The sequence below is a fragment of the Nocardia sp. NPDC020380 genome, assembly GCF_044386975.1.
Taxonomy (GTDB): domain Bacteria; phylum Actinomycetota; class Actinomycetes; order Mycobacteriales; family Mycobacteriaceae; genus Nocardia.
In genome coordinates, this window is the sequence record NZ_JBIRVQ010000001.1 from 291,531 (window position 1) to 317,959 (window position 26,429).

22 protein-coding genes are annotated in these 26,429 nt (G+C 68.7%); 14 read left to right on the plus strand and 8 right to left on the minus strand.

All coding sequences use genetic code 11. The features are described from left to right. Positions 1-321 precede the first annotated feature (321 nt). The 5 genes from ACH438_RS01335 to ACH438_RS01355 all read left to right on the plus strand — a co-directional run bounded on the left by ACH438_RS01335 (position 322) and on the right by ACH438_RS01355 (position 5,444). Complete coding sequence (locus ACH438_RS01335; protein WP_396999884.1) at positions 322-2,604, plus strand: carbon starvation CstA family protein; 2,283 nt, start codon at positions 322-324, stop codon at positions 2,602-2,604. Positions 2,605-2,636: 32 nt separating this feature from the next. Continuing rightward, positions 2,637-2,840, plus strand: coding sequence for a YbdD/YjiX family protein (locus ACH438_RS01340; RefSeq protein ID WP_397000711.1), 204 nt, complete (start codon positions 2,637-2,639; stop codon positions 2,838-2,840). 73 nt (positions 2,841-2,913) lie between these two features. Further along, positions 2,914-4,572, plus strand: coding sequence for a DNA-3-methyladenine glycosylase 2 family protein (locus tag ACH438_RS01345; protein WP_396999886.1), 1,659 nt, complete (start codon positions 2,914-2,916; stop codon positions 4,570-4,572). Beyond that, positions 4,569-5,087: a methylated-DNA--[protein]-cysteine S-methyltransferase gene (locus tag ACH438_RS01350; protein WP_396999888.1), complete on the plus strand. Its 519-nt coding sequence runs from the start codon at positions 4,569-4,571 to the stop codon at positions 5,085-5,087. Before ACH438_RS01345 ends, ACH438_RS01350 begins: the two co-directional genes overlap by 4 nt. A gap of 84 nt (positions 5,088-5,171) precedes the next feature. Beyond that, entirely contained in the window at positions 5,172-5,444 is a 273-nt protein-coding gene (locus tag ACH438_RS01355; RefSeq protein ID WP_396999890.1) for a DUF2277 domain-containing protein, read from the plus strand. A gap of 122 nt (positions 5,445-5,566) precedes the next feature. Here the strand turns inward: ACH438_RS01355 and ACH438_RS01360 are convergent, their stop codons facing one another. Next, positions 5,567-8,818: an AAA family ATPase gene (locus ACH438_RS01360; RefSeq protein ID WP_396999892.1), complete on the minus strand. Its 3,252-nt coding sequence runs from the start codon at positions 8,816-8,818 to the stop codon at positions 5,567-5,569. 100 nt (positions 8,819-8,918) lie between these two features. Next, positions 8,919-10,115: an exonuclease SbcCD subunit D gene (locus ACH438_RS01365; protein ID WP_396999894.1), complete on the minus strand. Its 1,197-nt coding sequence runs from the start codon at positions 10,113-10,115 to the stop codon at positions 8,919-8,921. A 293-nt stretch (positions 10,116-10,408) separates the two neighbouring features. On the opposite strand from ACH438_RS01365, the gene ACH438_RS01370 reads away from it, so the two are divergent. Continuing rightward, positions 10,409-11,548: a DNA recombination protein RmuC gene (locus ACH438_RS01370; RefSeq protein ID WP_396999896.1), complete on the plus strand. Its 1,140-nt coding sequence runs from the start codon at positions 10,409-10,411 to the stop codon at positions 11,546-11,548. Between the two features lie 162 nt (positions 11,549-11,710). Further along, complete coding sequence (locus tag ACH438_RS01375; protein ID WP_396999898.1) at positions 11,711-12,979, plus strand: DUF6542 domain-containing protein; 1,269 nt, start codon at positions 11,711-11,713, stop codon at positions 12,977-12,979. A gap of 168 nt (positions 12,980-13,147) precedes the next feature. Here ACH438_RS01375 and ACH438_RS01380 read toward each other — a convergent pair whose 3' ends face one another. Next, entirely contained in the window at positions 13,148-14,149 is a 1,002-nt protein-coding gene (locus ACH438_RS01380; protein ID WP_396999900.1) for a 4-hydroxy-3-methylbut-2-enyl diphosphate reductase, read from the minus strand. Between the two features lie 219 nt (positions 14,150-14,368). Between ACH438_RS01380 and ACH438_RS01385 the strand changes: the two genes are divergently transcribed. From ACH438_RS01385 to ACH438_RS01395, 3 genes are all read left to right on the plus strand, one after another. Further along, on the plus strand, positions 14,369-15,079 hold the full coding sequence (locus ACH438_RS01385; RefSeq protein ID WP_396999902.1) for a lipid droplet-associated protein: 711 nt from the start codon (positions 14,369-14,371) through the stop codon (positions 15,077-15,079). Positions 15,080-15,310: 231 nt separating this feature from the next. Further along, positions 15,311-16,624, plus strand: coding sequence for an exodeoxyribonuclease VII large subunit (gene xseA, locus ACH438_RS01390; protein ID WP_396999904.1), 1,314 nt, complete (start codon positions 15,311-15,313; stop codon positions 16,622-16,624). Then, positions 16,617-16,841 carry an exodeoxyribonuclease VII small subunit gene (locus ACH438_RS01395; RefSeq protein WP_396999906.1) on the plus strand — a complete coding sequence of 75 codons (225 nt, stop codon included), beginning with the start codon at positions 16,617-16,619 and terminating at the stop codon, positions 16,839-16,841. Before xseA ends, ACH438_RS01395 begins: the two co-directional genes overlap by 8 nt. Positions 16,842-16,844: 3 nt before the next feature. Here ACH438_RS01395 and ACH438_RS01400 read toward each other — a convergent pair whose 3' ends face one another. Next, complete coding sequence (locus ACH438_RS01400; protein WP_396999908.1) at positions 16,845-17,435, minus strand: DUF4245 domain-containing protein; 591 nt, start codon at positions 17,433-17,435, stop codon at positions 16,845-16,847. Positions 17,436-17,697: 262 nt separating this feature from the next. On the opposite strand from ACH438_RS01400, the gene glpX reads away from it, so the two are divergent. Continuing rightward, positions 17,698-18,741, plus strand: coding sequence for a class II fructose-bisphosphatase (gene glpX, locus ACH438_RS01405; protein ID WP_396999910.1), 1,044 nt, complete (start codon positions 17,698-17,700; stop codon positions 18,739-18,741). A 132-nt stretch (positions 18,742-18,873) separates the two neighbouring features. Further along, complete coding sequence (locus tag ACH438_RS01410) at positions 18,874-20,271, plus strand: class II fumarate hydratase (protein WP_396999912.1); 1,398 nt, start codon at positions 18,874-18,876, stop codon at positions 20,269-20,271. Between the two features lie 286 nt (positions 20,272-20,557). Here ACH438_RS01410 and ACH438_RS01415 read toward each other — a convergent pair whose 3' ends face one another. Then, positions 20,558-21,742 carry an FAD-dependent monooxygenase gene (locus ACH438_RS01415; protein WP_396999914.1) on the minus strand — a complete coding sequence of 395 codons (1,185 nt, stop codon included), beginning with the start codon at positions 21,740-21,742 and terminating at the stop codon, positions 20,558-20,560. Positions 21,743-21,850: 108 nt separating this feature from the next. Here ACH438_RS01415 and ACH438_RS01420 point away from each other — a divergent pair, with 108 nt between their 5' ends. Continuing rightward, entirely contained in the window at positions 21,851-22,597 is a 747-nt protein-coding gene (locus ACH438_RS01420; protein ID WP_396999916.1) for a TetR/AcrR family transcriptional regulator, read from the plus strand. Between the two features lie 44 nt (positions 22,598-22,641). Then, on the plus strand, positions 22,642-23,061 hold the full coding sequence (locus tag ACH438_RS01425) for a limonene-1,2-epoxide hydrolase family protein (RefSeq protein ID WP_396999918.1): 420 nt from the start codon (positions 22,642-22,644) through the stop codon (positions 23,059-23,061). Here the strand turns inward: ACH438_RS01425 and ACH438_RS01430 are convergent. From ACH438_RS01430 to ACH438_RS01440, 3 genes are all read right to left on the minus strand, one after another. Then, positions 23,048-24,664 (minus strand): flavin-containing monooxygenase, encoded by a 1,617-nt coding sequence (locus ACH438_RS01430; protein ID WP_396999920.1) that lies wholly within the window; start codon positions 24,662-24,664, stop codon positions 23,048-23,050. The two genes, ACH438_RS01425 and ACH438_RS01430, sit on opposite strands and share 14 nt — an antisense overlap. Before the next feature lie 79 nt (positions 24,665-24,743). Next, positions 24,744-25,601 carry an acyl-ACP desaturase gene (locus ACH438_RS01435; protein ID WP_396999922.1) on the minus strand — a complete coding sequence of 286 codons (858 nt, stop codon included), beginning with the start codon at positions 25,599-25,601 and terminating at the stop codon, positions 24,744-24,746. Positions 25,602-25,800: 199 nt separating this feature from the next. Next, on the minus strand, positions 25,801-26,349 hold the full coding sequence (locus tag ACH438_RS01440; protein WP_396999924.1) for an LGFP repeat-containing protein: 549 nt from the start codon (positions 26,347-26,349) through the stop codon (positions 25,801-25,803). Positions 26,350-26,429: the final 80 nt, after the last annotated feature.

A 26,429-nucleotide genomic window follows, 5' to 3' on the forward strand; every position in this document is an offset into this window, starting at 1 on the left:
GATATAGGGGAGCGCGCCCGGAAGATATATCTCCGTGAACTAAACGAACTTATGAGGGCACCGTGACGCAGATCTCCGACCAGCATGGCAGCATACGGGGAGCAACCTGCGACACACGGAAAACACGCGAAGTCGCGGCGCTGCCACCACCGGGCGGCACCCACCCCAGCCGACCGGCGCAACTCCCTCCGGGCCACCCGTACCCGCCGGCCGCGCGATGACACATCGGTGAAGGACCAGGCAAAGCCGTTCCAACCCATGTGACTTCCGCTACGTTCAATCCAAAGTAAAACCCGCAGTACCGCACGGGAGACCTGCCGCATGGCGACCATCGAATATCTCCGGACGGACCCCGACCTACCCCCGGTAGGCATCGTGGACCGGACGCCACTGAGTCCCGCGAAGAAGGGCATCTTCCTCGTCATCGCCGTCCTCGGCGCCGTAGCGTGGGCGATCCTCGCGTTCATGCGCGGTGAGAACGTGAACGCGGTGTGGATCGTCATCGCCGCACTCTGCACCTACGTGCTGGCGTATCAGTTCTACGCACGGATCATCGAATACAAGATCACCAAGCCGCGCGACGACGTCGCCACTCCGGCCGAGGCGCTGGAGAACGGCAAGGACTACATGCCGATGGACCGCCGGGTCCTGTTCGGTCACCACTTCGCCGCCATCGCCGGCGCGGGCCCGCTGGTCGGACCCGTCCTCGCCGCGCAGATGGGCTACCTGCCCGGCACCATCTGGATCATCGTCGGCGTCGTGCTCGCGGGCGCGGTGCAGGACTACCTGGTGCTGTGGGCCTCGGTGAAACGCCGCGGCCGCTCGCTCGGGCAGATGGCCCGTGAGGAACTCGGCGTGGTCGGCGGCATCGCGGCCATCATCGCGGTGCTGGTCATCATGATGATCCTGCTCGCGGTGCTCGGCATCATCGTCGTGAACGCGCTTGCGGCGACACCGAATCCGAAGACCGGCGTACTCCAGGGCGGCAGCCCGTGGGGTGTCTTCTCCATCTCCATGACCATCCCGATCGCCCTGCTCATGGGCCTGTACCTGCGCTTCGTGCGACCGGGCAAGGTCGGCGAGGTGTCCATCGTCGGGTTCGCACTGCTGCTGCTGGCCATCATCTCCGGCAACTGGGTGGCCGGATCGGCCTGGGGCAAGGACTGGTTCACGCTGTCCGGCACCAATATCGCCTGGCTGCTGATCATCTACGGTTTCATCGCCTCGGTGCTGCCGGTGTGGCTGCTGCTCGCGCCGCGCGACTACCTCTCCACCTTCATGAAGATCGGCACCATCGTGCTGCTGGCACTGGGCGTCGTGATCACCATGCCGGTGCTGAAGGCGCCCGCCGTCTCGCAGTTCGCGGGCAACTCGAACGGTCCCGCCTTCGCGGGCAGCCTGTTCCCGTTCCTGTTCATCACCATCGCCTGCGGCGCGCTGTCCGGATTCCACGCGCTGGTCTCCTCCGGCACCACGCCGAAACTGCTCGAAAAGCAGTCGCAGGCAAGGATGATCGGCTACGGCGGCATGCTCATGGAGTCGTTCGTGGCGGTCATGGCCATCATCGCGGCGTCGATCCTGGACCAGCACCTGTACTTCGCCATCAATACCGGCGGGCTCACCAGCGCCGGCGCCGCGGCCGACAAGGTGAACCACCTGGGCCTGGGCGGCACCCCGATCGACGCGAACTACCTGAACCAGCAGGCGCACGATGTGGGCGAGACCCAGATCTACTCGCGAGCGGGCGGCGCGCCCACGCTGGCGATCGGCATGGCCGAGATCATGCACAAGTTCATCGGCGGCACCGCACTGAAGGCGTTCTGGTACCACTTCGCGATCATGTTCGAGGCGTTGTTCATCCTCACCACCATCGACGCGGGCACCCGTGTCGCGCGGTTCATGCTCTCCGATTCGCTCGGCAACCTGGGCGGCCCGGCCAAGAAGTTCAAGGACCCGTCGTGGTGGCCGGGCGTCATCGTGTGCTCGGCGATCGTGGTCGCGGCCTGGGGTTCGGTGCTGCTCATGGGCGTCACCGATCCGCTCGGCGGCATCTACACGCTGTATCCGCTGTTCGGTATCTCCAACCAGTTGCTGGCCGCGGTCGCACTGACCGTGGTGCTGGTGATCCTGGTGAAGAAGGGCCTGGTGAAGTGGGCCTGGATTCCCTTGATCCCGTTGCTGTGGGACCTCATAGTCACCATGACGGCGTCCTGGCAGAAGATCTTCTCGCAGGACAAGAACATCGGATACTGGAAGTCGCACGACATCTACGTCACCGCGCGCGACGCCGGCAAGGTGATCGCGCCCGCCAAGAACATGCACGATATGGACAAGATCGTCTTCAATACCGCGGTCCAGGGCACACTCTCCATCGTGTTCGCGGTACTCGTGCTGATCGTGGCGGCCGTCGGCCTCTGGGTCTGCGTCCGCGCCCTGCGCAACGGCGGCGAACCCACCAGCGAGACACCCGACGAACCGTCGAAGATCTTCGCGCCCAACGGCTTCCTCGCCTCCAAGGCGGAACGGGAAGTGCAGCAGCAATGGGATGAACTCATTGCCGAGGGCAAGGTCCGCGCACCCGGCGCCCGAGTGACCGCGCACTGATGTCCGACCAGCACGCCCCGCCGACCGCAGACCTGCGGTCGGCGGGGCGCACCCTTTTCCGCGCCCTCCGCGCCGTGATCTGGTGGTTCAACTCGATCCTCGGCGGCAACGACTACCGGCGCTACGTCGAGCACCTGCGCCGGCGGCACCCCGGCTCGCACATTCCCTCCGAACGCGAATATTGGCGGGAACGGCATGCCGCCGCGGCGAAGAATCCGGCCAATAGATGCTGCTGAATGGCAGCATGACCGTTTCCCGCGAACATTGATGGCAGATTCCCGCTAGCACGAGAGCCCGGCGGCTGCGATTGTGGAGTCCGTGAGTTCGAACGATCTGGATTTCGAGCGTTGCTACCGCGCCGTGGCAACCCGGGATGCCCGGTTCGACGGGCAATTCGTGACCGCGGTGCGCACCACTGGAATCTATTGCCGCCCTTCGTGTCCCGCCATCACCCCGAAACGAGCCAACGTCACCTTCCTGCCCACCGCGGCAGCGGCCCAGCAGTGCGGATTCCGCGCCTGCCGCCGCTGCCTGCCCGACGCGGCCCCCGGGTCGCCCCTCTGGAACACCCGCGCCGACCTCGCCTCCCGCGCCATGCGGCTGATCGCCGACGGCGTCATCGAACGCGGCGGCGTCCCCGCCCTCGCCGACGCCCTCGGCTACTCCCAGCGCCAGCTGACCCGCGTACTGACCAGCGAACTCGGCGCGGGCCCGCTCTCCCTCGCCCGCGCCCACCGGGCACACACCGCCCGGCTGCTCATCCAGACCACGCGACTGCCCATGTCGGACATCGCCTTCGCGGCCGGGTTCGCCAGCATCCGCCAATTCAACGACACCGTGCGCGAGGTCTTCGCGGTCAGCCCGACCACCCTCCGCGACGAATCCCGGCGCCGCAACGGCGATACCCTGCCCGCCACGAACGGGCTGCTCACGCTGCGACTGCCCTATCGGGAACCGCTCGACCGCTCCTGGCTGGAATGGTTCCTGTCCGCGCATACCGTGCCCGGACTGGAACTGTGGGAGCACGACAGCTACACGCGGAGTCTGCGCACTCCGCACGGGCACACCACCGTCCGGCTCTCCGTCCAGCCCGGGCATGTCCGCGCCACCCTCGCGCTGCAGGACATGCGCGACCTCGCGCCGACCGTCGCGCGGTTGCGGCACTTCCTCGACCTCGACGCCGATCCCATCGGCATCGACGAAGCGCTGGCCGCCGCCATGTCGGCGCCGCACGGCCTGGTGCCGGGCAATGGGCTGCCCGCGGCACTGCGCAATGGAATCGCCGCGACCGGCAACGGATTCTCCGGAGCCAACGGACTCGCCGGTACGGAAAGCCGTTCCGCCACCGGGGAACTCGCTGTCATCGGGCAGGGCATCTACCGCAATGGGATCCAGCTCGCCGGTGGCATCCGGGTGCCCGGGTGCCTCGACGGGCCGGAACTGTTGCTGCGCACCATGATCGGACAGCAGATCTCCGTGGCCGCCGCCAATACCCACACCGCGCGGCTGGTGCAGGCGCTCGGCGAATCCATCACCGGGCCCATTCCGTACCTGTTCCCCACCCCGGCTGCCATTGCCGAGCACGGGGCAGAGGTGCTCACCGGGCCGGCGAAACGGATCGACGCCATCGTGGGCGCGGCGCGGGCGCTGGCCAGCGGCGAACTCGTACTGCACTCCGGCCGGACCGCCGCCGAACTGCGGCGCGATCTACTCGCTCTGGACGGGGTCGGTCCGTGGACCGCCGACTACGTCACCATGCGACTGCTCGCCGATCCGGACATCCTGCTGCACACCGACCTGATCGTGCGCCGGGGTGCGGCACTGCTCGGCGTGGACCTCGCCGACACCGCCCGCTGGTCGCCCTGGCGCTCCTACCTGACCATGCACCTGTGGAAGCACGCACTGGCCAACCCCGCCTCCGTCCCCGAGGGCGCCCCCGGCGCCCGGAAAGCAAGGACAAGCCCGTGACCACCGAAACCCGCACCGGCACCGCAGATTTCAGCACCGTCACCACCCCGGCCGGACCGTTCACCGCCCTCGTCGACGCCGACGGGGCCGTCCTCGCCTCCGGCTGGGTCGCCGACGCCGACTACCTCCGCCAACTCATCCACCCGACCCTGCGGCCCGCCACCCTGCGCGAACGCGGCGACCTCGGAGCGATCAGCAAGGCCGTCGAGGCCTATCACGCCGGCGACCTGACGGCCATCGACGCGGTCACCGTCCGCCAGCAGTCCGGGCCCTTCCTGGTGCACGCCTGGGAAGTGCTCCGCAAGATCCCCGCCGGCGAACCCGTCACCTACACCGACTTCGCCACCGTGAGCGGCCGCCCCGCCGCCACCCGCGCCGCCGCCAATGCCTGCGCCCGCAATGCGGCGGCCCTGTTCGTCCCCTGCCACCGCATCATCCGCACCGACGGCACCCTCGGCGGCTTCCGCTACGGCCTCCCCATCAAACGCTGGCTCCTCGACCACGAAGCCTCCTGACCAGCACACATCCCCCGCCTCCCGCCGGATCCACACCCCGGCGGGAGCCGAATACCGTCGGTGCCCCGGCGTACTCTCGGCAGCATGTGCCGCAACATCCACACCCTGCACAACTTCGAGCCGCCGGCCACCGAGGACGAGGTACAAGCCGCGGCCCTGCAATACGTCCGCAAAATCAGCGGATCCACCAAACCCTCCCAAGCCAACGAGGCCATCTTCGACCAAGCCGTCGCCGAAGTAGCCGCCGCCACCACCCGCCTCCTGGCCGGCCTCACCACCACCGCACCCCCGAAAGACCGCGAAGCCGAAGCCGCCAAAGCCCGCGCCCGCGCCGAAGTCCGCTTCGGCCCCCGCTGAGCTGCGGGCCCCGGCCGCCGAGCTATCCGCTCCCGAGTCCCTAGAACCGGTCGGACCGGCGCCATGACCCAAGTGCAGCACCGGTCGGCCCGGCGGTAAGCCACGGGCCGAGTCTCGGGTTCTCAGGCGCTGAGGGAGGTTTCGAGGTGGGAGCCGGTGCGGCCGCGGATGACGTGGAGGCGGCTGGGGATTCGCTGGCGCATTTCGTCTACGTGGCTGACCACGCCTACTACGCGGCCACCGGAACGGAGTTCGTCGAGGACGCCCATTACGGCGTCGAGGGTGTCGGCGTCCAGGCTGCCGAAGCCCTCGTCGATGAAGAGGGTGTCGAGGACCAGGCCGCCGGATTCGGCCGCGACCACGTCGGCCAGGCCGAGGGCCAGGGCCAGTGAGGCCATGAAGGTTTCGCCGCCGGAGAGGGTCTTGGCAGGGCGGATGGCGCCGGTGTAGTCGTCTCGAATGTCCAGGCCCAGGCCGCCGCGGCGACCGCGTGGGCCGGCGGCGTCGGTGTGAACGAATTCGTAACGGCCACCGGACATGCGGCGCAGGCGCACCGAACCGGCCAGCGCCACCTCCTCCAGACGGGCGGCCAGGACGTACGAGCGGAGGGACATGCGGCGGTTGTTCTCGCCGCGGCCGGAGACCACGTCGGCGAGGCCCGCCAGCTCCTCGTAGGCACGCTGTACCGGGGCGATGCGGTCCACTGCCGCCCAGAGTTGCGAACACAGCTCCTCGAGCTGCTCGACCCGGCGGGCCGCCTCGGCATGTGCGGCCACGGCGCGGTTCAGCGTCGCTTCCGCCTGCGCCACAGCGGCTTCCGACTCCCGCAGATCGCCGGGTTCGCTGTCGGCGATGGCCCGGATCTCGGGTTCCGCCAGCACCGCTTCGGCGTGGGCGCGAGCGCGGTCCGCGGCGACCAGCTCGGCCTCGATATCGGCCTGCTGCTGCGGGGTGCGGGAGGCAGCGTCGACCGCGCGGGCGTACTCGGCGAGCACGGTGTAATCGGGACCGGCGGGGCCCATCACCGGTGCGGCGGATTCCACCAAACCGGCCTCGTAGGAAAGCTTCTCGACTCGGACGGCCGAAACCGCCACCTGTTCACGCGCGCCGATCGCCTCGGCCCGGGCGGTGCGGACAGCGGTGGCGCCGTCCACCAGCTCCGCCAGCCGGGCCCGGCGGCGGTCCACGGTGCCGTCCGCGCCCGCGGCGGCGCGGAGCCGTTCGGTGAGCTCGGCCAGACGGCGATCGGTGGCGACAATGCGTTCCATGGTTGCGCTGCTGCGGCTTTCACTGTCGCGCAGCTCGTCCTGCAAACGGGTGTCTTCCCCACGCAGCCGATCCAGTTCGGTGGTGAGGCCGTCGACCTGCCCGGCCAACCGGCTTGCCTCCTGGAACCGCGTGGTCGAAGCATCCAGCGCCGCAGCCAATTCCGCGATGTCAGCGTCACCGCCCCGCTCCACCAGCACCTCGACCGCCCGCTCCAGCTCGGTCACGAGCAGCCCCCGCTGCTCCCGCGCGGCCTCGGCCTTCCGCTCGGCCGCCAGCGCCGCTTCCTCGGCATCCCGGGACACCGCCTGCCCCGCCGGCCGCGCAGGCTCAGGATGCTCCGCCGATCCGCAAACAGCGCACGGCTGCCCATCCACCAGCGCACCCGCCAGCTCCGCCGCCATCCCCGCCAGTCGCTGCGCACGCAACGTCAGCGTGTGCTCCCGCGCATCCAAATGCGCCACCCGAGCCGCCTCGAACGCGGAATTGGCCTGCACCAGCTTCTTCCGCTGCTGCTCCAACTCCACAGCCGCAGCCGCAGCCGCCTGCAACCGCCCCCGCTCGGCTTCGATACCCGGCAGCCCCGCCGCCGCGTCCGCGGCCCCACGCAACCGAACCTCCACCCCGGCAATGGCTTCCGGCAACTCCCCCCGCCGCTTGCCGAGTGCGGCCGCCCGCCCCGACAACTTCCGCTGCTCCTCCCGCAGCCGACCCAACTCCCCCGTCAACCGTGTCGCCGACTCCGCATCCGCCCGCACCTCATCCAAGGCCCCGATCTGTGCACTCCAGCGCTGCACCGCGGCCTCGAGTCCGCGTGCAGCCGAAGCCTCACCCTCGTGCCGATTCCCGCCTCCGCGACCCGCGGCCGACGTGCCCACGACGGGATTACTTCCGTCCGCACCGGTTGCACTCGCAGTCGCCGCGGTCCGATCGCCGTCGTCGGCTGCCGGGTCCGGCGGCTCGATGGTCGCGAGGTCGGCGCCCAGGTCCGTGCCGGAGAGTTCTTCCGCGGCGAGGTCGTGGGCGGCCCAATGGGTTCCGGGGAGTTCGGCGCTTGCGGGGTGGAGGAGTTGGTCGGCGAGTTGTTCGGCGGCGCGGGTGGCTTCGTCGGTGCGGCGGCGGAGGGTGACGGCGGCGGTGCGGGCCTCGGTGAGGGCGGCGGCCACCGGTTCGGCGCGGCGGGCCAGGTCCAGTTCGGCTTGGCGGGTGGTGCGGTGGGGGGTGGCGGCGGCGTAGTCGTCGAGTTGGGTGCGGGCGGTTGTGCGGCGGCGGTGCAGGTCGTGGAGGCGGCGTTGGTGTTCGGCGGCGGCGCGGACGGTGGCCGAATCCTTTTGCTGCTGTTCGCGTTCGGCGGCGGTCGCGGTGACGGCGGTGCGGGCGCCGGTGAGGAGGCGCTGGGACCAGTCGACGGATTCGAGGGGGCCCGCGGTCTCGGTGGCGGGCAGGCCGGCGGCGACGCCGACCTGGGCGATCAGGCGGTCGATGCTCTGTTTACGGGAGTCGAGGTCGGCGCCGGCGGCGCGGCGCTTGTCGATGAGCCATTGCTCGGCGGTGCCGAATCGTTCGGTGTCGAAGAGCTTTTCGAGCAGCTTCTCGCGTTCCTCGTTGTCGGCGCGCAGGAAGCGTGCGAAGTCGCCCTGCGGAAGCAGCACGACCTGGAAGAACTGGTCGGCGCTCATGCCCAGCAGGCGGATCACCTCGTCCCCGATATCGGGAATCCGGGACAGATGCTGCCCGCGCCCGTCCAGCCATTCCAGCGTGGCGGCCGCGTTCTCCTTCACCCAACCGGTTTTCGCCCGCTTACTGGGCCGCTGGAACTCCGGCGACCGCGTCAGTCGCAACCGGCGGCCACCGATGGTGGCCTCGAGGACCACGCGCGGCGGCGTCTGCTCATCGGCGTGATCCGAATGCAGCCGCTTGCTCTCGCCGCGGGCCCCCGGCACGCTGCCGTACAGCGCGAACGCGATGGCGTCCAGCACTGTCGTCTTACCCGCGCCCGTCTGCCCGTGCAGCAGGAACAACCCATCAGCCCCGAGCTCGTCGAAATCCACCACCGCGGTCTCGGCGAACGGACCGAATGCGCTCAGTTCCAATCGATGCAGCCGCACCCGTCACCCCGTTCCTCATCCACCGACACCCATCCAACAACCGCCGTCGCCCCGGCCCGCTGACGACACGCCGACATAGCCCGCCGGGCACCCTGTCCCGTCACGCGGATAGCTCGGTGCTGTCCTCGCCGGCCCCGGTCTCCACCGGAACGCGCACCGGACCGTCCTTTTCGCGCACGGCGGCGGAGAGCGCGCGTTCGAGCCAGGTCATTTCGGCCGAACTGGGCGCGCCGCGGACATCGGTGAGAAAGCTCTGCGCGATCTCGGTATCGCGGCGACCCTGCACACGCTCGCGATAGCGCAATTCCGGATTGCCCTCGGGCCGCGCCCATTCCACATGAACGGCGTGCGGGAATCGGTCGCGAAGTTTGCGTAGCGCGTCGACCGGGCGCGTGGTATCGGTCAGAATCACCGATACGTAATCGGATTCGGCTTCGGCGTGGACGGCCTCGGTGAGCAGGTCTTCGAGGGTTCCGGTCAGCTGACTGAGCCCGCGCACCACGGGAAGTTCACGCCGTTCGACCGCCGCGAGACCCGAAGAATCCAGCTCGACTATCCACACCGCTTTGCGATGCGAACGCTCACCGAACGAATACGGCAGCGGCGAACCGGAATAACGCACCGAATCGGACAAAGTTTGCGGCGAATGCAAATGCCCCAACGCCACATAATCGATGCCGTCGAAAGCCCACAGCGGCACCGTCTCCACCCCGCCCACGGAAATCGACCGCTCCGAACCGGTCGCCTCACCACCCACCACGAACGCGTGCGCCAGCACCACCGATCGCGCGCCCGGCCGCCCCGCCAGCTCGGCCCGCACCAGCCTCATGGCCGCGTCCAGGATCTCCGCATGCGAACGCGCCTGTGGCACACCCAGTTCGGCGCGCGTGATCTCCGGCTCCAGATACGGAATGCCGTAGAAAGCCACCTCACCGTGCACGTCCGGCACGATCACCGGCCGTGCCACATCGCCGATCCGGCAGCGCAGATGCAACCCGCCCGCCGCCGCGAAACTACCCAGCGCCCCCAGCCGGGTCGGCGAATCATGATTCCCGGAAGTGGCCACAATGGTCGCTCCGGCCGCGCGGATCGCCTCGAAACCCCTATTGCACACCGCGATCGCATCCGCGCTCGGAATGGACCGGTCATACACATCCCCGGGCAGCACCACCACATCGACCCGCTCGGCCGCCACCAGTTCCGCAATGGCCGCGAGCGAACACTCCTGATCGGCCAGCAGATCGACGCCATGAAAGGTGCGGCCGATATGCCAGTCGGAGGTGTGCAGGATCCGCATGCCGCAGAACGCTAGGCGATCCCTCCGACAAGCCGCGCCATACCCTGGCGCGTCGCCCGAAACCCGCCGGTGTATCGCAGACGGTTCGCTGCTGCCGACAAGTGTCCGGCGAATGCCGAGGCGCGAACTGATTTCGCAACGGTCGGGGTAACTCCCCGGGCACGCCCAAAATCGGTTCGGCACCCGACCACCGGCACGGATGCAGGACGGTCCACGACTCGCGGCCGGCCGCAAAAGTCGCGGGGAGGCGGAATTGCATTGCTTTGTCGGTGGGGTAGGGCACTATCGGCGCCATGACCGCACCGATGCTGTTCGCGCTGCTTTTGGTGTTCGTTTCGGGCCTCGCCCTGGGCTGGCTGGGCCATGCCGCGCGGGCGGGTCAGCGCGCGGCGGTGGCGGAGGCCCGGCTGGCGGCCCTGCGGGACAACGAGCGGTTGTTACGGCAGTCGCTGGGCGCGGCCAGCGAGGATGCGGCGCGCCGGCAGTCGCATGCCATCGGCACCCTGGTGGAACCGCTGCGCGAGGCGGTCGGCTCCCTGGACCGCCACATCCGGGAGGTCGAGCACAATCGCATCAACGCGTATTCCGGCCTGCGCGAACAGGTTGCGGGCATGCAGCGCATGTCGCACCAGTTGTCCACGCAGACCGGCCATCTGGTGGCCGCCCTGCGCGCGCCGCAGGTGCGCGGCCGCTGGGGCGAGATCCAGCTGGAGCGCGTGGTCGAACTGGCGGGCATGGCCAAGCACTGCGATTTCGACACCCAGGTCACCCGCCGCGGCGACACCGTGGTGCGCCCGGACATGGTGGTGCGGCTGTCCGGCGGCCGCCAGATCGTGGTCGACGCCAAGGTGCCCTGCACCGCCTACCTGGATGCCGCGGCCACCGAGGATCCGCGCGAACGCGACGGCCACCTCTCCCGCCACGCCCGGCACCTGCGCAACCACATCGATCAGCTGTCCGCCAAGGAGTATTGGGCCGCCTTCGACTCCTCCCCCGAATTCGTGGTGCTGTTCGTCCCCGGCGATCCGTTCCTGGACGCGGCCCTCACGACCGATGCGGCGCTGCTCGAGTACGCCTTCGGCCGCAATGTCATCCTCGCGACCCCCACCACCCTGGTAGCCCTGCTCCGCACCATCGCGCTCGGCTGGCGGCAGGAGGCACTGTCGGCCGACATGGCGGTGATCCAGCAGCTGGGCCGGGAGCTCTACACCCGCCTCGGCACCACGGCCCGACACTTCGACCGGCTGGGCGCGCAGCTCGGCAAGGCGGTGGACGCCTTCAACCACACGGTCGCCTCGGTGGAATCCCGTGTACTGGTGACCGCGCGCAAGCTCCACGAACTGGAGATCGCCGACCAACCCGTCCCCGATGTCCGCCGCGTCGAATCCTGGCCGCGTGCGGTCGGCTTCACAGACACCGACCAGATGGGGTGATAACAGACCGGAACACCTGAATATCGCACTCCTGGACACGTCTCCGGACGGTTGGCGGGACCCCGCTCCCGAAGTCATGCGGCAAACGAGTTGATGCGATTCCGCATACCACGATGATGTCGCCTGCCTCGTGAAACAGCGATATGCCTTAGTGTGCTTGACGTGGCAGTTACCCAACGCGAGCGAGACGAGGTGCCGCCGTCGCACCGTTCGATCGTGCCGACGGTTCCCGGAGTACCTGGCTGGGCCGCCGTCCTGATCGCTGTGACATGCACCTTCGGCGGTTTCCTGCTCGATAGTCACAGCGGTAACGAGCTGCACGGGACCTTCTCGGCGGGGTATGTGGCGGGCTGCGTGCTGGCCGTGCTCGTGGTCCGGTACCGGGCGTTGTTCACCACGATGGTGTTGCCGCCGCTACTACTTTTCGTCGCGGTACCGGTGTGCCAGCGGATCATGCCGGGCGCCTCGTCCAGCATGAAGATCAAAGACATCGTGCTGGATCTGGCCGTTCCCCTGGTGAAGCATTTCCCCACCATGGCGCTGGCCACCGTGCTGATCCTGGTCATCGGCGCCGTGCGCATCCTGCTGGACCGCCGCACCCGCGGCGCCGGCGCGGAGACCCGTAAACCGCGCACCCGCAGCACCCGGCCCGGCAGCACCGCCCGCGGCGCCCGCACCCGTTCCGCCGATCCCAAGGATCCGGCCAGACGACGCTTCCGCGCCGGCGCCGCCGACGAGAACGACAGCACCCCGGACACCGAGACCACCCGCGGCCGCCGCCCCGCCGGCCGGACCGCCGCCGGTCCGCCCCGCGTGGGCGCGAACAGCCGCCAGGGCGCCCGTACCGGTCAGTCGGCCGCCGTCCGGCAGCCCGGTGCCGACCGCACCCCGCCCGCCGCCGAGGGCGGCCGTCGCCGCCGGCCCGACAGCGCCGAGTCCCAGCCGCTCAACCGCGTCGCCACCCCGCCCGCCGAGGGCGGACGCCGCCGCCGGCCGGACAGCGCCGACTCGCAGCCGATCAGCCGGGCCAATCCGGCCGTCGAGGGTGGCCGCCGCCGCGCGGAGAACACCGACTCCCAGCCCATCGGCCGGGCCGCCCCCAGCGAAGGCGGCCGGCGCCGCCGCCCGGACAATGCCGCCGGGACCGTCCCCGGCTACCCGGGCAGCGTGCCGCAGGAAGGCGGCCGCCGCCGCAAGCCGGACAACGACGGCCCGGTCCCCGGTCGCGGCGCCACCCCGCCCGCCGAGGGCGGCCGCCGCCGCAAGCCCGAGAACCCGGACCCCCCACTACCCGGGCGCGCGTCGGCCGACCGCAATCCGCCCGCCGAGGGTGGCCGCCGCCGGCGCGCCCAAGCCGCCGGCGACCTGCCCCCGCACCCCCGCCCGAATGTCCGCTACCGCGAACGCGATTCGGGCCGCATCGAGCGCTGACGGCCTGCCTCGGCGGCAAACGCGCCGCGACCCGGTCTTTCCGCCGCGCTACGGACCGCGCCGGACGACCAGCCCGCCACCATTACCCGCCCCGAAACAACCTGCGCCCCTTGCGAATTCCGCAAGGGGCGCAGTCGCGCTTCCGGCCGGAAGCGTTCGTCTCGTGAATCAGGCGCGCGCGGCGCGCAATTCGCGCGGCAGCGAGAAGACCAGGGTCTCGTTGGCGGTGGTCACCGGCAGCACATCGCCGAAACCGTGCTCGCCCAGCAGTTCCAGCACGCCCTGGACCAGAATCTCCGGCACCGAGGCGCCCGAGGTGACGCCGATCGTGCGCGCGCCCTCCAGCCAGGCCGGATCCAGTTCCCGGGCGTAGTCGATCAGGTACGCGGCCTTGGCGCCCGCGCCCAGCGCCACCTCGACCAGGCGGACCGAGTTGGAGGAGTTGCGGGAGCCGACCACGATCACCAGATCGCATTCGGGCGCCATGGCTTTCACCGCGGTCTGGCGGTTGGAGGTGGCGTAGCAGATGTCGTCGCTCGGCGGATCCTGCAGCTTCGGGAACTTCTGCCGCAGCCGGTTCACCGTCTCCATGGTCTCGTCGACCGAGAGGGTGGTCTGCGACAGCCAGATCACCTTGTTCTCGTCGCGCACGGTGACGGTGTCGACCGCGTCCGGGCCGTCCACCAGCTGCACGTGATCGGGGGCCTCACCCGCGGTGCCCTCGACCTCCTCGTGCCCCTCGTGCCCGATGAGCAGGATGTCGAAGTCGTCGCGGGCGAAGCGCTTGGCCTCCTGGTGCACCTTGGTGACCAGTGGGCAGGTGGCGTCGATGGTGTGCAGGCTGCGTTCGGCGGCGGCCTCGTGCACGGCCGGCGAGACGCCGTGCGCGGAGAACACCACGAGCGCGCCCTCGGGCACCTCGCTGGTCTCGTCCACGAAGATCACGCCGCGGTCCCGCAGTGTCTCCACCACGTGCCGGTTGTGCACGATCTCCTTGCGCACATAGATCGGGGCGCCGTGCTTCTCGAGCGCCTTCTCCACCGTTTCCACGGCGCGATCGACGCCGGCGCAGTAGCCGCGCGGTTCGGCGAGCAGTACTCGTTTCGGCGCGTCGGCAGCACCCGCCGCGGACCGGACGATTCCGACGTTCAAAGGGATAGCCGAAGACATGACCCCAACAATACTGGGCCTCCCTAATGGTTCGCGGCGCGTCTCGGTCTGGACTGAGTGGAGCGGGGGAGCGAAGCGGAGGAGCGGAGGGAGGGAGGGAGGGAGGGAGGGAGGGAAGACCGAGACTTACAGCGCCGCGAACCAGCCGGAGCGAAGCGGAGGCAAATTAAACACAGCTCTCACCTTTGCATCACACGGCATTTCGGGCAGGCTAGGGGCATGTTCCGACCTCCGTTCCTGGCCCGGGTCGCCGCCGGGGCTGCCGTCTATGCCCTCGAGGAAACTCGCCGGCTACCGACCAACGCAATCAATTTCCCGATCACCGCGGTCAGCCAGCTGCTGCAGACCACGATGCACCTGCAGCAGTTCGTGACCAGCCTTGCACTCAAAGGTGACGCTGTTTTCGACCGTTTGATCAACCAGCCCGAAGAACAGCCCGAATGGGCCACGTTCGACGAGGACGAGGTTGACGAGCAAACCCCCAGCGCCACCCCGCAATCGGTACGCAATAGCCGTTTCGACCTCTTTACTCCCGAAGAGCCGTTAGCCGAAACTCCGGCGCCGGCCGTTGTCGAACCGGTCGCCGAACCGGTTGCGGCCGAACCCGAACCGATCGCCGATTCGGCCGCGCAGGAGGCAGCCGAATCGGAGACCGCCGAAACCCCCGCCCCCGCAACCACTTCCAAGGCGGCCACCAACGGCCACAACGGCAGTGCCGCGGCGGCGGAAAGCAGCGCCGGGGTCACCGAGCCGGAAGTCGCGGCCCGCTTCGACTACTCGAATATGACCATCGCCCAGCTGCGCGCCCGGCTGCGTCAGCTGAGCGTCGACGATCTCGCCACCCTCCTCGAATACGAGCAGGGCACCCTCGATCGCGCACCGTTCGTCACCATGCTGACGAACCGCATCGCGACCGTGACGGCCAAGTAGTAAACACCGAGCGGGCGGGCGGATCGATGGGCACCGATCCGCCCGCCCGTCATACCTTTCACACGCATGGCGTATGCCAAGTCGCCCACTGATTTCGCAGCGATTCGGGTAACTCCCCGGGTACGTCCAGAGTTGTTTCGGCTCTCAACCGCCGGCACGGATGCGACACGGGCCACGGCTCGCGGCCGCCCGCTGAAGGCACGGGGAGGCGGGATTGACACAATCGGTGCGGTGAGCACCGAGCAAGGGAGCGGCGAGCAGAACAGCGCTGCGCGTCCCGACAATTCCCCCGAGCATCCCTGGCCCGTCCGCAGTATCGCGGTGAAGGTGGCGCAGTGGATCGATCGGCTCGGCGCGGTGTGGGTCGAGGGGCAGATCACCCAGATGAATCTGCGGCCCGGTACCCGTACCGCTTTTCTGGTGCTGCGGGATACGGCCGCCGATATGTCGCTGTCGGTGACCTGCGATCCGGACCTGCTACGCAATTCGGCGGTGCCCTTACAGGAGGGCAGCCGGGTCATCGTGTACGGCAAGCTCTCCTTCTTCACCGGCCGCGGCACGATCTCGTTGCGTGTCACCGAGATTCGCCCCGTCGGCATCGGTGAACTGCTCGCCCGCATCGAACGGCTGAAGGCGCTGCTGGCGGCCGAAGGCCTGTTCGATCCGCGGCTGAAGCGCCCGATTCCGTTCCTGCCCAACCGGATCGGCCTCATCACCGGCCGCGCCAGCGCCGCCGAGCACGATGTGGTGACGGTCGCGACGCAACGCTGGCCCGCCGTCCGGTTCGAGATCCGCAATACCGCCGTGCAGGGCCCGACCGCGGTGCCGCAGATCCTGGAGGCGCTCACCGCCCTCGACGCGCATCCGGAGGTGGATGTCATCGTGCTGGCGCGCGGCGGCGGCAGTGTCGAGGATCTGCTCCCGTTCTCCGACGAGACCCTCTGCCGCGCAATCGTTTCCGCCAAGACCCCGATCGTCAGCGCCATCGGCCACGAGCCCGACAATCCGCTCTCCGACTATGTGGCCGACCTGCGTGCCGCCACCCCCACCGACGCCGCCAAGCGCATCGTCCCCGACGCCGCCGCCGAAGCGGCCCTGCTGCAGGAACTCCGGGCCCGCGCCGCCGCCGCACTGCGCGGCTGGGTGGAGCGCGAATCCCGCGCCCTGGAGCAGTTGCGTTCGCGCCCGGTCCTCGCCGACCCGTTGCGCACGCTGGAGCAGAAGCACGACGAGGTGGAGCGGCTGCGCACCGCGGCCCGCCGTGCCATCGACCATGCCCTCACCGCGGAATCCACCGCCACCCGGCATCTGCGGGAGAAGCTGTCCGCCGTCGGCCCCGCCGCGACCCTGGCCCGCGGTTACGCGGTGGTGCAGAAGGTGATCGGCAAGGACCGCGAGGTGGTCCGTGCCATCGACGACGCGCCGCCCGGCACCCAGCTCCGCATCCGCGTGGCCGATGGCGCCATCAGCGCCGCCGCCCTGGGCTCGCAATCCGCGGCGCCCCGATCCCGTGCTCCCCGAAAGGAATCCACCCCGAATGACTGACGACGATCGCACCGAAATCGCCGCCTTCGGTTACGAACGCGCCCGTGACGAACTCGTCAATGTGGTCAAGATGCTCGAACAGGGCGGCATGGACCTCGACGATTCACTCGCCCTCTGGGAGCGCGGCGAAGCCCTCGCGAACCGGTGTGACGAGCATCTCGCCGGCGCCCGGAAGCGCGTCGAGGACGCGCTCTCCCATCGGTCCGCGGAGAAGTAGCGGTTACTGCTGCGCCTTCTTGGGCAGCGGCTGCGCGTTGCCGACGGCGGTGGCGAGGGTGGTGAAGATTGCGTGGTTGCCGGCGCCCTTGATGAGCACCCGGACATCGCCGAAGTCGGTGATCCACGCGGGTTCGCTGCCCGGGTCACCGTAGACGACCCACTTGCGGTCACCGACCTGCTCGGTGCCGCTGGCGTATTGGTTGCCCATGACCTTCTTGGCCAGCGCGTCCTCGGTGGCATTGGTCTGGGTCAGCTGCATGTAGGTGCCCTGCGGGCTGATGAAGCCGACCGTGCTGACGGCGCCGCCGCCCGCGCCGACGATGGTGTCGTGGCTGCCCGAGTTGGGGGTCCACTTGTCGGGTCCGGTGTCCGGCAGGGCGGGCAGGCGCACCGGGAACGACAGCGTGCGCGCGTCGTCGGAGAGCGCGGCTTTCGCGTCGAAGTTCGGAATCTGGCCCTGGGTCGGGCCTTTCGCCGAGAAGGTGCACTGGCTGGCGATGCCCGCGATGACGAGGCAGATCAGCACCAGGGGTAGCAGCGACCAGAAGAGGTCCTTGTAGTCGTGCTGGGTCCGCGGCTTTTGGTACGACACCCGCCCAGTATGCCGTGTCTGATTGCCTCCGCTTCGCTCCGGCGGTTCGCGGCCCTGCCAGCTCGGTCTTCCCTCCTCCGCTCCTCCAAGGCGCAGGTCTATGGAGCCGTTCGCTCCCCCGCTACGTCAGTCCAGACCGAGCCGGGCCGCGAACCTGCAAGGTTCTGCGTCCAGGACGGTAGTGAAACGTAAGTGCTTGCGCGGCGGCGTCGGGGCCAATGCGACAATTTACGCAGCAGTAGACAACCTAGGAGGCACCGTAATGACGGCACCCACACCCGCAACCAGCCGCCGCGAGGCTCCGGACCGCAACCTCGCACTGGAGTTGGTCCGGGTGACCGAGGCCGGCGCCATGGCCGCGGGCCGCTGGGTCGGCCGCGGCGACAAGGAAGGCGGCGACGGTGCGGCCGTGGATGCGATGCGGCAGCTGGTGGCGACCGTGTCGATGCGCGGCATCGTGGTGATCGGCGAGGGCGAGAAGGACGAGGCGCCCATGCTCTACAACGGTGAGCTCGTGGGCGACGGCACCGGCCCGGAACTCGACTTCGCCGTCGACCCGATCGACGGCACCACCCTGATGGCCAAGGGCTCGCCCGGCGCGATCGCCGTGCTGGCGGTCGCCGAACGCGGCGCCATGTTCGACCCGTCGGCCGTGTTCTACATGGAGAAGATCGCCGTCGGCCCGGACGCCGCCGACGTCATCGACCTCGGCGCCCCGATCGCGGAGAACCTACGCCGCGTCGCCAAGGCCAAGAACTCCTCGGTCTCCGACCTCACCGTCTGCGTCCTGGATCGCCCCCGCCACGAGCGCCACATCCACGAGGTGCGCGAGGCCGGCGCCCGCATCCGCCTCATCTCCGACGGTGACGTGGCCGGCGCCATCGCCTGCGCCCGCCCCGAATCCGGTGTGGACGTGCTCATCGGCATCGGCGGCACCCCCGAGGGCATCATCGCCGCGGCGGCCATGCGCTGCCTGGGCGGCGCGCTGCAGGCCCGGCTGGCCCCCAAGGACGAGGCCGAGAAGCAGAAGGCCATCGACGCCGGCCACGATCTGGACCGCATCCTGTCCACCACCGACCTGGTCGGCGGTGAGGACGTCTTCTTCAGCGCCACCGGTGTCACCGACGGCGATCTGCTCGAGGGCGTGCGCTACTACGGTGGCGGCGCCTACACCCAGTCGATCGTGATGCGCGCCAAGTCCGGCACCGTCCGCATGATCGACGCCTACCACCGTCTCACCAAACTGCGCGAGTACGCGTCGGTGGACTTCGTCGGCGACGAGCACGCCACCCCGCCGCTGCCCTGATCGGCGAAAACCTTTGTGTGGCCGGGTAGTCGAGGAGACTGCCCGGCCACACCGCTATTCCCCGGCCGAGTGTGCGGATTGCCTCAGGCGTGGCACCCCCACGGCACCCGGTGCGGGCATAGGGTCGGATTCATGACCGAGTACCGCATCGAACACGACACCATGGGTGAGGTCCGCGTCCCCGTCGACGCGCTGTGGCGCGCGCAGACGCAGCGCGCGGTGGAGAACTTCCCGATCAGCGGACGTGGCCTGGAGCGCGCCCAGATTCGCGCGCTCGGCCTGCTGAAGGCGGCCTGCGCCGAAGTGAACCGCGATCTGGGGCTGCTGGACCAGGACAAGGCCGCCGCCATCATCGCCGCCGCCGCGGAGATCGCCGCCGGCGCGCACGACGACCAGTTCCCCATCGATGTGTTCCAGACCGGCTCCGGCACCAGCTCGAACATGAACGCCAACGAGGTGATCGCGAGCATCGCCGCCGCGCACGGGGTCACCGTGCATCCCAATGACGATGTGAACATGTCGCAGTCGTCCAACGACACCTTCCCCACCGCAACGCATCTCGCGGCCACCGAGGCCGTGGTCAAGGATCTCGTCCCGGCGCTCGATCATCTGCGTTTGGCCCTGCTGGACAAGTCGACCGAGTGGAAGTACGTGGTGAAGTCCGGCCGCACGCATCTCATGGATGCGGTGCCGGTGACGCTGGGACAGGAGTTCGGCGGCTACACCCGCCAGGTCACCGCCGGTATCGAGCGGCTGCTGGCCACGCTGCCGCGGGTGGGTGAGCTGGCCATCGGCGGTACCGCGGTCGGCACCGGCCTGAACGCGCCGGCGGGTTTCGGTACGAAAGTCGTTGCGGAACTGGTGAAAGCGACCGGCCTGGACGAATTGTCCGAGGCGCGTGACCATTTCGAAGCGCAGGCCGCCCGGGACGCGCTGGTGGAGTTGTCCGGCGCGCTGCGCACGGTGGCTATCAGTCTCACCAAGATTGCCAATGATATTCGCTGGATGGGTTCCGGCCCGCTGACCGGTCTCGCCGAAATCCAGCTGCCCGATTTGCAACCCGGTTCCTCCATCATGCCGGGCAAGGTGAATCCCGTTCTCCCGGAGGCGGTTACCCAGGTGGCCGCGCAGGTCATCGGAAATGACGCGGCAATTGCGTGGGGCGGCGGTAACGGCGCTTTCGAATTGAATGTCTACATTCCGGTGATGGCGCGCAATGTCCTGGAGTCGGTGCGGCTGCTCGCGAATGTTTCCCGATTGTTCGCGGATAGGTGCGTGAGCGGTTTGGTGGCCGATGTGGACCGCCTGCGGCATCTGGCCGAGTCGTCCCCGTCGATTGTGACTCCACTCAATTCCGCGATCGGTTACGAAGAGGCCGCCGCGGTCGCCAAGCAGGCGTTGAAGGAGAAGAAGACGATCCGGCAGACGGTCATCGATCGGGGCCTGATCAGCGACAAGCTGACCGTTGAGGAGCTCGACCGCCGACTGGACGTCCTGTCCATGGCCAAAGTCGACGACCCCAAGAAGTAAACACCCGACAGATTCCCGGTCAGCAATCTATTTTTTCTTTTCGAAACAGACTGTGAAACGGATCACTGGTAGCCCGCGATTTACCCAGTGTCCGCAACACGCGGATGTTCCACGAAAGGAAAGAACAATGTTGCTAGCACTCGCGGGTTTCCTCGCCGCCCTCGGTCTCGCCGGCGCAGCCGGAACGATCTTTACGATCCTTGGGATTCTCTGACGAACATGCGTGGATATGGCGGCCCGTGGCCGCCATATCCACGCATGCATGTCCCGGCCGTCATCTCGCGGATTACCGCACACCGGCCATTTCCGGGTAATCGATCAGATCGATATCGTTCTTGGCGTTCTCGGCGTACTTCACCATCAGACCGAAGGCGCGTGAGCCCAGGAACCAGTTGCGCATCTTGATTCCACGAGCAGTCCTCGGGGCCATGAAACGGCCCGGGCTCGCGTCATCGGACTTGCGGGTGTAGCGCTTCATGATCTCCTCGTACCGGGCGAAGGCCGCGGTGTGATCACCGTTCGCGGCGGCCAGTTCACCGGCCAGCACGTACGCGCCGACGACGGCCAGGCCGGTGCCGAATCCGGCCAGGGTGCCGCCGTATGCGGCATCACCGACCAGCGCGACGCGGCCGTTCGTGTAGTGCTTCATCGACACCTTGGCGAGCGCGTCCAGGTAGAAGCCGTCCAGCAGCGGCAGCTCGGCCAGCATGCGCGGCACCTCCCAGCCCATACCGGCGAACTTCTCGGCCACGATGCGGCGTTGCGCGTCGAAATCGTCCCGCTCGAAGTCGAGTTCGGGCGAGGCGAACACGTACATCTGCGCCGCCTTCGGGCCACCGGCCATGGCGAACCGGCCGGGGGTGTTGCAGCCCAGTGTCTCCGCGCGTTCCCGGGCGCCCTCCCGGGTGCCTTCCCAGTGCGAACCGCCGGCGAGGGCGTAGTAGTAGCCCTCGTGCTTCACGTAGTCCGATTCCGGGCCGAAGGCCAGCTTGCGCACCCGTGAGTGGATGCCGTCGCAGCCGAACACGAGGTCGAAATAGCGGGCGGGTGCGTGCTGGAACTCGACATACACGCCGTCCGCGGTGTCGGTGAGCGCGGTGATCGTGTCGCCGAAGAGATATTCGCAGTCGCTCGCGGTGCGGCTGTAGAGGATCTCGGACAGGTCGCCGCGCAGGATCTCGATATCGCCGCCGAGGAAGTCGCCGGTGATCACGCCCTGCCGGGCGCCGGATTCGTCGACCAGGACCCAGTCGGTCTTGCCGGTCTGGCGGCGCTCGATGTCGTCCAGGATGCCCATGCGCTCGAGCACGGTCAGGTGGGTCGTACCCGTGAAGTCGACGGCCTGACCGCCGGGCCGCAGGCCGGGCGCCTTCTCCACGACGGTGACCTCGAAGCCGTAGCGGTTCAGCCAGTAGGCGAGGGCCGGTCCCGCGATGCTGGCGCCGGAGACGAGGGCGGTGGTCTTGCGCATATCAGGTACTCCTTCAACTAACTGCGTCCCTTGGACGCTTTTGATGATTAAAAGAGTATGGTGGACGCAGTTACCTGTCAACACCCTTTATCCGGAAAGATGGCGACCATGCCGGCACCGACCACCCTCGAACTGCTGTGGGGCACCCCGAATCGACCCCGGCGCGGGCCGAAGCCTTCGCTCACCCTGGAGCGCATCGTCGGCGAGGCCATCGACCTCGCCGATACCGAAGGGCTCGCCAACCTGTCCATGCAGCGCCTGGCCGAACGCCTCGGCTGCGCCAAGATGGGGCTGTACCGCTACGTGCCGGGTAAAGGCGAGCTGCAGGCCCTCATGCTCGACACCACGCTCGGTACGCCGCCGGAACCCGATGCGGTCCAGGCGATTCCGGGCGTCGACGACTGGCGCACCTATCTGCGCGCGTGGGCGGAGGTCTTCTTCGAGCGGGCGCGGGCGCATCCTTGGATGAACGAGCTCGCGGTCGGCATCCGGCCCATGGGACCGAACGAGATCGCGTGGCTGGACTCCGCGGTGGCGGCGATGGCCGGGACCGGGCTGACCGCCGCCGAATGCTTCGACACCGTCGTGCTGCTGCTCGGCCATGCCCGGGGGCTGGCGCTGCAGACCGCCACGGAACTCGGCGACGATACCGAGGGCCAGCTGGCGCAGGAGCTCGGCACGGTGCTGGCAGCCCAGGCCGAGCGCTTCCCGCACGCGGTCGCGGCGTTCGCCGAGACCATGAGCGGCGATGCCGAGGAGACCGGTCGCGGCAAGGCGCTGGACTTCGGGATCGACCGCATTCTGGACGGTCTGGGCGTGCTGATCGCCGAGCGCGACGCCGGGGGTGCGAAGTAGGCCGATCCCTATGCCCGGGCGGGGAATCGGCTTAGTCTCGGATCATGTCGGAGCTACCCGAATTGCAGCAGGACGCCATCACCACGGTCCGGGAGTTCTTCGCGGCCCTCGAAATGATGATCACGGACGAGGCACTGGAACTGGCCGATCCCGGCCTGGTCTGGAAGAACACCACCCTGCCGGACGTGCGCGGCCGCAAGAACGTGCGCAAGGTGCTGAAGTTGCTCGAGCGCCCGAGCTTCGGCTTCCGCGCCGACTTCCACCACATCGCCGCAGACGGCGACACGGTCCTCACCGACCGCACCGACTACCTCCGCTGGGGCCCGGTCGAAATCCCCTTCTGGGTCTGCGGCACCTTCATCCTCCGCGACGGCAAGATCGTCCTCTGGCACGACCACTTCTCCTGGGAGGACTTCCTCCGCGGCACCGCCCTCGGCATCTTCCGAGCCCTCACCCGCCGCTGACCCGGCCGGGCCTAAGCGAGCGGCGGCGGCGGACGAGGGTGTATGCCCCGGCTATGCCGGCGAGAGCCGCGGCAGCTGCCAGCGTTCGGGTGGCGATCCGACGGCGGGGGTTCGGTTGGGGCGCAGCGCCTTCGCGAGCGAGGCGGCGTTCGGCAGGCAGGTCCGCGTAGCGGGTGGGGAAGAAGCCGTCCAGGTATTCGGTGAGGATATTGGTGGTGCGGTGGGTGGGGAGGCGCATGTCGCGCATGAGGTCGTCGATGTGGTGGGAGAGGTAGGGGCCGAGGAAGTAGCCCTCGGAGCGGGCGGGCAGGACTTTTGCGAGCCAGGTTGCTACGCGCAGGGTTTCGCGTTGCATGTCGGGCACCGGCGGGAGGTCGAGTTCGCCGCGGAAGGTCTGTGACAGCCAGTGTGCGGAGATCTCGGCGCTGAGCTGACAGGCGGTCGACGAGGCGTAACCGATGAAGCCGAGCCGCTGTTCGGTGGGCGGCAGGATGTGGCGGTAGAGCCGGAAGCTGCCGTCGGTCCGGGCGGCGGCTTCCAATTCCGGTGAGAGGAATGACAGCGATTGCCGCCAGCCGGTGGCGAATACGAGGACGTCTGCTTCCATGCGCGCGCCGCTCGCCAGTACGAGTTCGGAGCCGCCGGGCGCGGCCGCAATGGCATCGTGCCGCAACCGGACCCGCCCGCGCTGCACCATGCGAAAGAACTCGTGGCCCAGCCCGACATTCTCGATTCCGGTCGGCAACCTGCGCTCCGGCACCAGGATTCGCGGAATCGGCAGCAGCATCCGGCACGCGAAGCCGACGAACAACCAGAGCAGCCGCGGCACGATACGACCCGGGCCGTGCAGAAACCGCTCGACCCGATTCATCGTGTGATACGGCAGCAGCAGCTCGCCGAACCGGCTGACCAGCAGGGTGTCCGCCGGACTCCCGCCCGGCAGATAGCGCGGCACCATCCAATGCGGTTGCCGGAAGACCAAGGTGCAGTCGGCCGAGTGCTCGGCGGCCCAGGCGGCGCAATCCAGCGCGGACTTACCCGCACCGACCACCACAACGCGCTTGCCCGCGAACAGATCCGGATCGCTCGCCGCACTCGAATGCAGCACCGCACCGTCGAACCGTTCGATGCCATCGATCACCGGCATCCGCGGTTCGGAGAACACCCCCGCGCACACCACCACGAAATCGCAACGCAGCGTCTCACGCCCGCCTAAGCCGGCCACCTCGACCTCGAAGCCCGCACCACCGCCGGCGAATTCACTGCGCGCATCCGCGCGCGAGACGCGAAGGACCTCGGTGCCGAGGCGCAGGAGCGGTTCCAGATCGAAGCGATCCACATAGGACGCGAGGTAGGCGCGGACGTCGGGTGCGGCCGGGAAGAGTGGTGCGGAGGGCGGGTAGGGGTGGTCGGAGAAGGCATAGGTGTGGCGGGAGTTGTTGGTGCGCAGTCCCGGATAGGTGCGGGATTCGATCCAGACGCCGCCGTAGTCCGGCGCCTGGTCGAGGACGGTGACGTCGAATCCGTCCTCGTGCAGCACTTTCGCGGTCACCAGCCCGGCAATACCGGCGCCGATGACGATCACTCGTTTCCCGCCCGCCATGGGCCCACCCCTCCCGGGACCGCATCCGTCGGCATCAACGCTACGGCACGCGGGTCCGGGTGCGGGGTGGTTCGGTTGATCAGCCGCGCAGGTGGTCCAGTTCGGCGCGGGCCTTCTCGCCGTCCTCGCCGAAGTCGGTGCGGGAGAAGATCTTCCACTGCTCGAGCAGCGGCTTGAAGACCAGTTCGGGTTCCTGTGCGGCGTCGTAGATGCCGGCCTCGGCGAGGACTTCGTCGCTGGTGCGGCCGTCGGCGAGCTTGACGACGGGCACGTGGAAGTCGGCGACGCGGTCGGCGATGGCGCGCACGGTCTGGTCGGGCGCCAGGTCGAGGGCGGCCTCGATGAGGTTGGCGAAGAAGACGGCCTGCAGTTCGTCGTCGGCGGCGAGGCGGTCGGCGATGGCGGCGACGATGACATTGTCGGCGCGGACGGCGGTATTGCGCTGCCGGACGGCGGCGGCGCGTTCCTCGAAGGCGCAGGCGGCGAGCACGTCGAGCAGGTGCATGGCCGGGCGGCGGAAGCCGAGCGTCATGTGTTCCATGCGCATCCGCTCGAGCGCAACCGGATCCACGCCGCGGCTGACCATGAGGAAGTTGCGGATGAGGATCTCGTGCCGGTTCTCTTCGGCGGTCCAGCGGCCGACCCAGCGCCACCAGTGTCCGGTGCGCAGGTACTTGCCGACCTCACGGTGGTAGGAGGGCAGGTTGTCGGCGATGAGCACGCTGACGGTGAGCGCCAGTTTCGCGGTCTCGCTGAGCTCGGATTGCGCGGGGTCCCAGTCGGTTCCGCCGAGGAACTCGAAGTTACGGCCGTCGCTCCACGGCACATAGTCGTGGGGCTGCCATTCGGCGGCCGCCGCGATATGCCGGGTCAGGTTGGACTCCACCTCCGCCGAGAGCGCTTCCAGCAGCTCACGGTCGGCCAAAACGTTCTGCACGGAGACAACCTAGCGGCTGCGCGGCAAACGTGGGGACCTTCGATTCGTATTCGCGGTTGCTATGGTCGCGGTCACTGTCCCGCGGTACCGGCAAATCCCGTGGTCGTGAGTGCCTCCGCGGCGGGTGGGCCGGGGCGCTGTGATTCGGCTGTGAGTATGGTCCGGGACGGCGCGGCGCGGCGTCCCGGACCCGTGCGGGCTACTTCTGAGTGACGGTGGTCTGGCCGTTGACCCAGGTGATGGAACCGCCGCTGAAGTCACTCTGCTTGCCACCGGGGATGTCGTATTCGTCGCTGGTCGGGAAGCCGAGCTTCCCGCCGGCGCCGCCGTCGGCCTCCCATGCCTTGCGGATTTCGCCCCACACCACGTGGGTGCCGTGCGTGGGGCTGCTGTAGATGGCGCCGCCGTCGAATTCCTGTACCTTGCCGCCGTCGGGTGCGTCCGTGGCGGGTCCGGTGGGCAGGCCGAGCGGGCTGGTGACGCCGCCCATCTGGTTGTACTTGTCGAGAATGCCTCCGGCGACGGCGATTTCGCCGCCACCCGGGGTGGCGATCTTTGTTTCGGTGGCGCCGCCCGCCTCGGCGCTGGTGGCAGGTGCTTCGGTGGTGCTGTTGGCGGTCATGGAGGTGCTGGTCGCGCTGGACTTGTTGTCCTTGTTGTCCTTGTCCTTGTCGCAGGCCGCGCCGAGCGCGGTCACGAGCGCGAGGGCAGCGATGATGCCTGCGGTGCGTCGAGCGAAGTGGTGCATTTCCATCTCCTCGGGTACTCAGGCGACTACCGGCAAATCTCCGGCGAAGGATACCCCGGGAGCTGCGGGAGGAAACGCAC

What these genes read in the sequence shown, in the direction of transcription:
- ACH438_RS01335 (WP_396999884.1), top strand. Translation starts at nt 322, where the DNA reads ATGGCGACCATCGAATATCTCCGGACGGACCCCGACCTACCCCCGGTA.
- ACH438_RS01355 (WP_396999890.1), top strand. Translation starts at nt 5,172, where the DNA reads ATGTGCCGCAACATCCACACCCTGCACAACTTCGAGCCGCCGGCCACC.
- ACH438_RS01365 (WP_396999894.1), bottom strand. Translation starts at nt 10,115, where the DNA reads ATGCGGATCCTGCACACCTCCGACTGGCATATCGGCCGCACCTTTCAT.
- ACH438_RS01370 (WP_396999896.1), top strand. Translation starts at nt 10,409, where the DNA reads ATGACCGCACCGATGCTGTTCGCGCTGCTTTTGGTGTTCGTTTCGGGC.
- ACH438_RS01380 (WP_396999900.1), bottom strand. Translation starts at nt 14,149, where the DNA reads ATGTCTTCGGCTATCCCTTTGAACGTCGGAATCGTCCGGTCCGCGGCG.
- ACH438_RS01385 (WP_396999902.1), top strand. Translation starts at nt 14,369, where the DNA reads ATGTTCCGACCTCCGTTCCTGGCCCGGGTCGCCGCCGGGGCTGCCGTC.
- ACH438_RS01395 (WP_396999906.1), top strand. Translation starts at nt 16,617, where the DNA reads ATGACTGACGACGATCGCACCGAAATCGCCGCCTTCGGTTACGAACGC.
- glpX (WP_396999910.1), top strand. Translation starts at nt 17,698, where the DNA reads ATGACGGCACCCACACCCGCAACCAGCCGCCGCGAGGCTCCGGACCGC.
- ACH438_RS01410 (WP_396999912.1), top strand. Translation starts at nt 18,874, where the DNA reads ATGACCGAGTACCGCATCGAACACGACACCATGGGTGAGGTCCGCGTC.
- ACH438_RS01415 (WP_396999914.1), bottom strand. Translation starts at nt 21,742, where the DNA reads ATGCGCAAGACCACCGCCCTCGTCTCCGGCGCCAGCATCGCGGGACCG.
- ACH438_RS01420 (WP_396999916.1), top strand. Translation starts at nt 21,851, where the DNA reads ATGCCGGCACCGACCACCCTCGAACTGCTGTGGGGCACCCCGAATCGA.
- ACH438_RS01425 (WP_396999918.1), top strand. Translation starts at nt 22,642, where the DNA reads ATGTCGGAGCTACCCGAATTGCAGCAGGACGCCATCACCACGGTCCGG.
- ACH438_RS01430 (WP_396999920.1), bottom strand. Translation starts at nt 24,664, where the DNA reads ATGGCGGGCGGGAAACGAGTGATCGTCATCGGCGCCGGTATTGCCGGG.
- ACH438_RS01440 (WP_396999924.1), bottom strand. Translation starts at nt 26,349, where the DNA reads ATGCACCACTTCGCTCGACGCACCGCAGGCATCATCGCTGCCCTCGCG.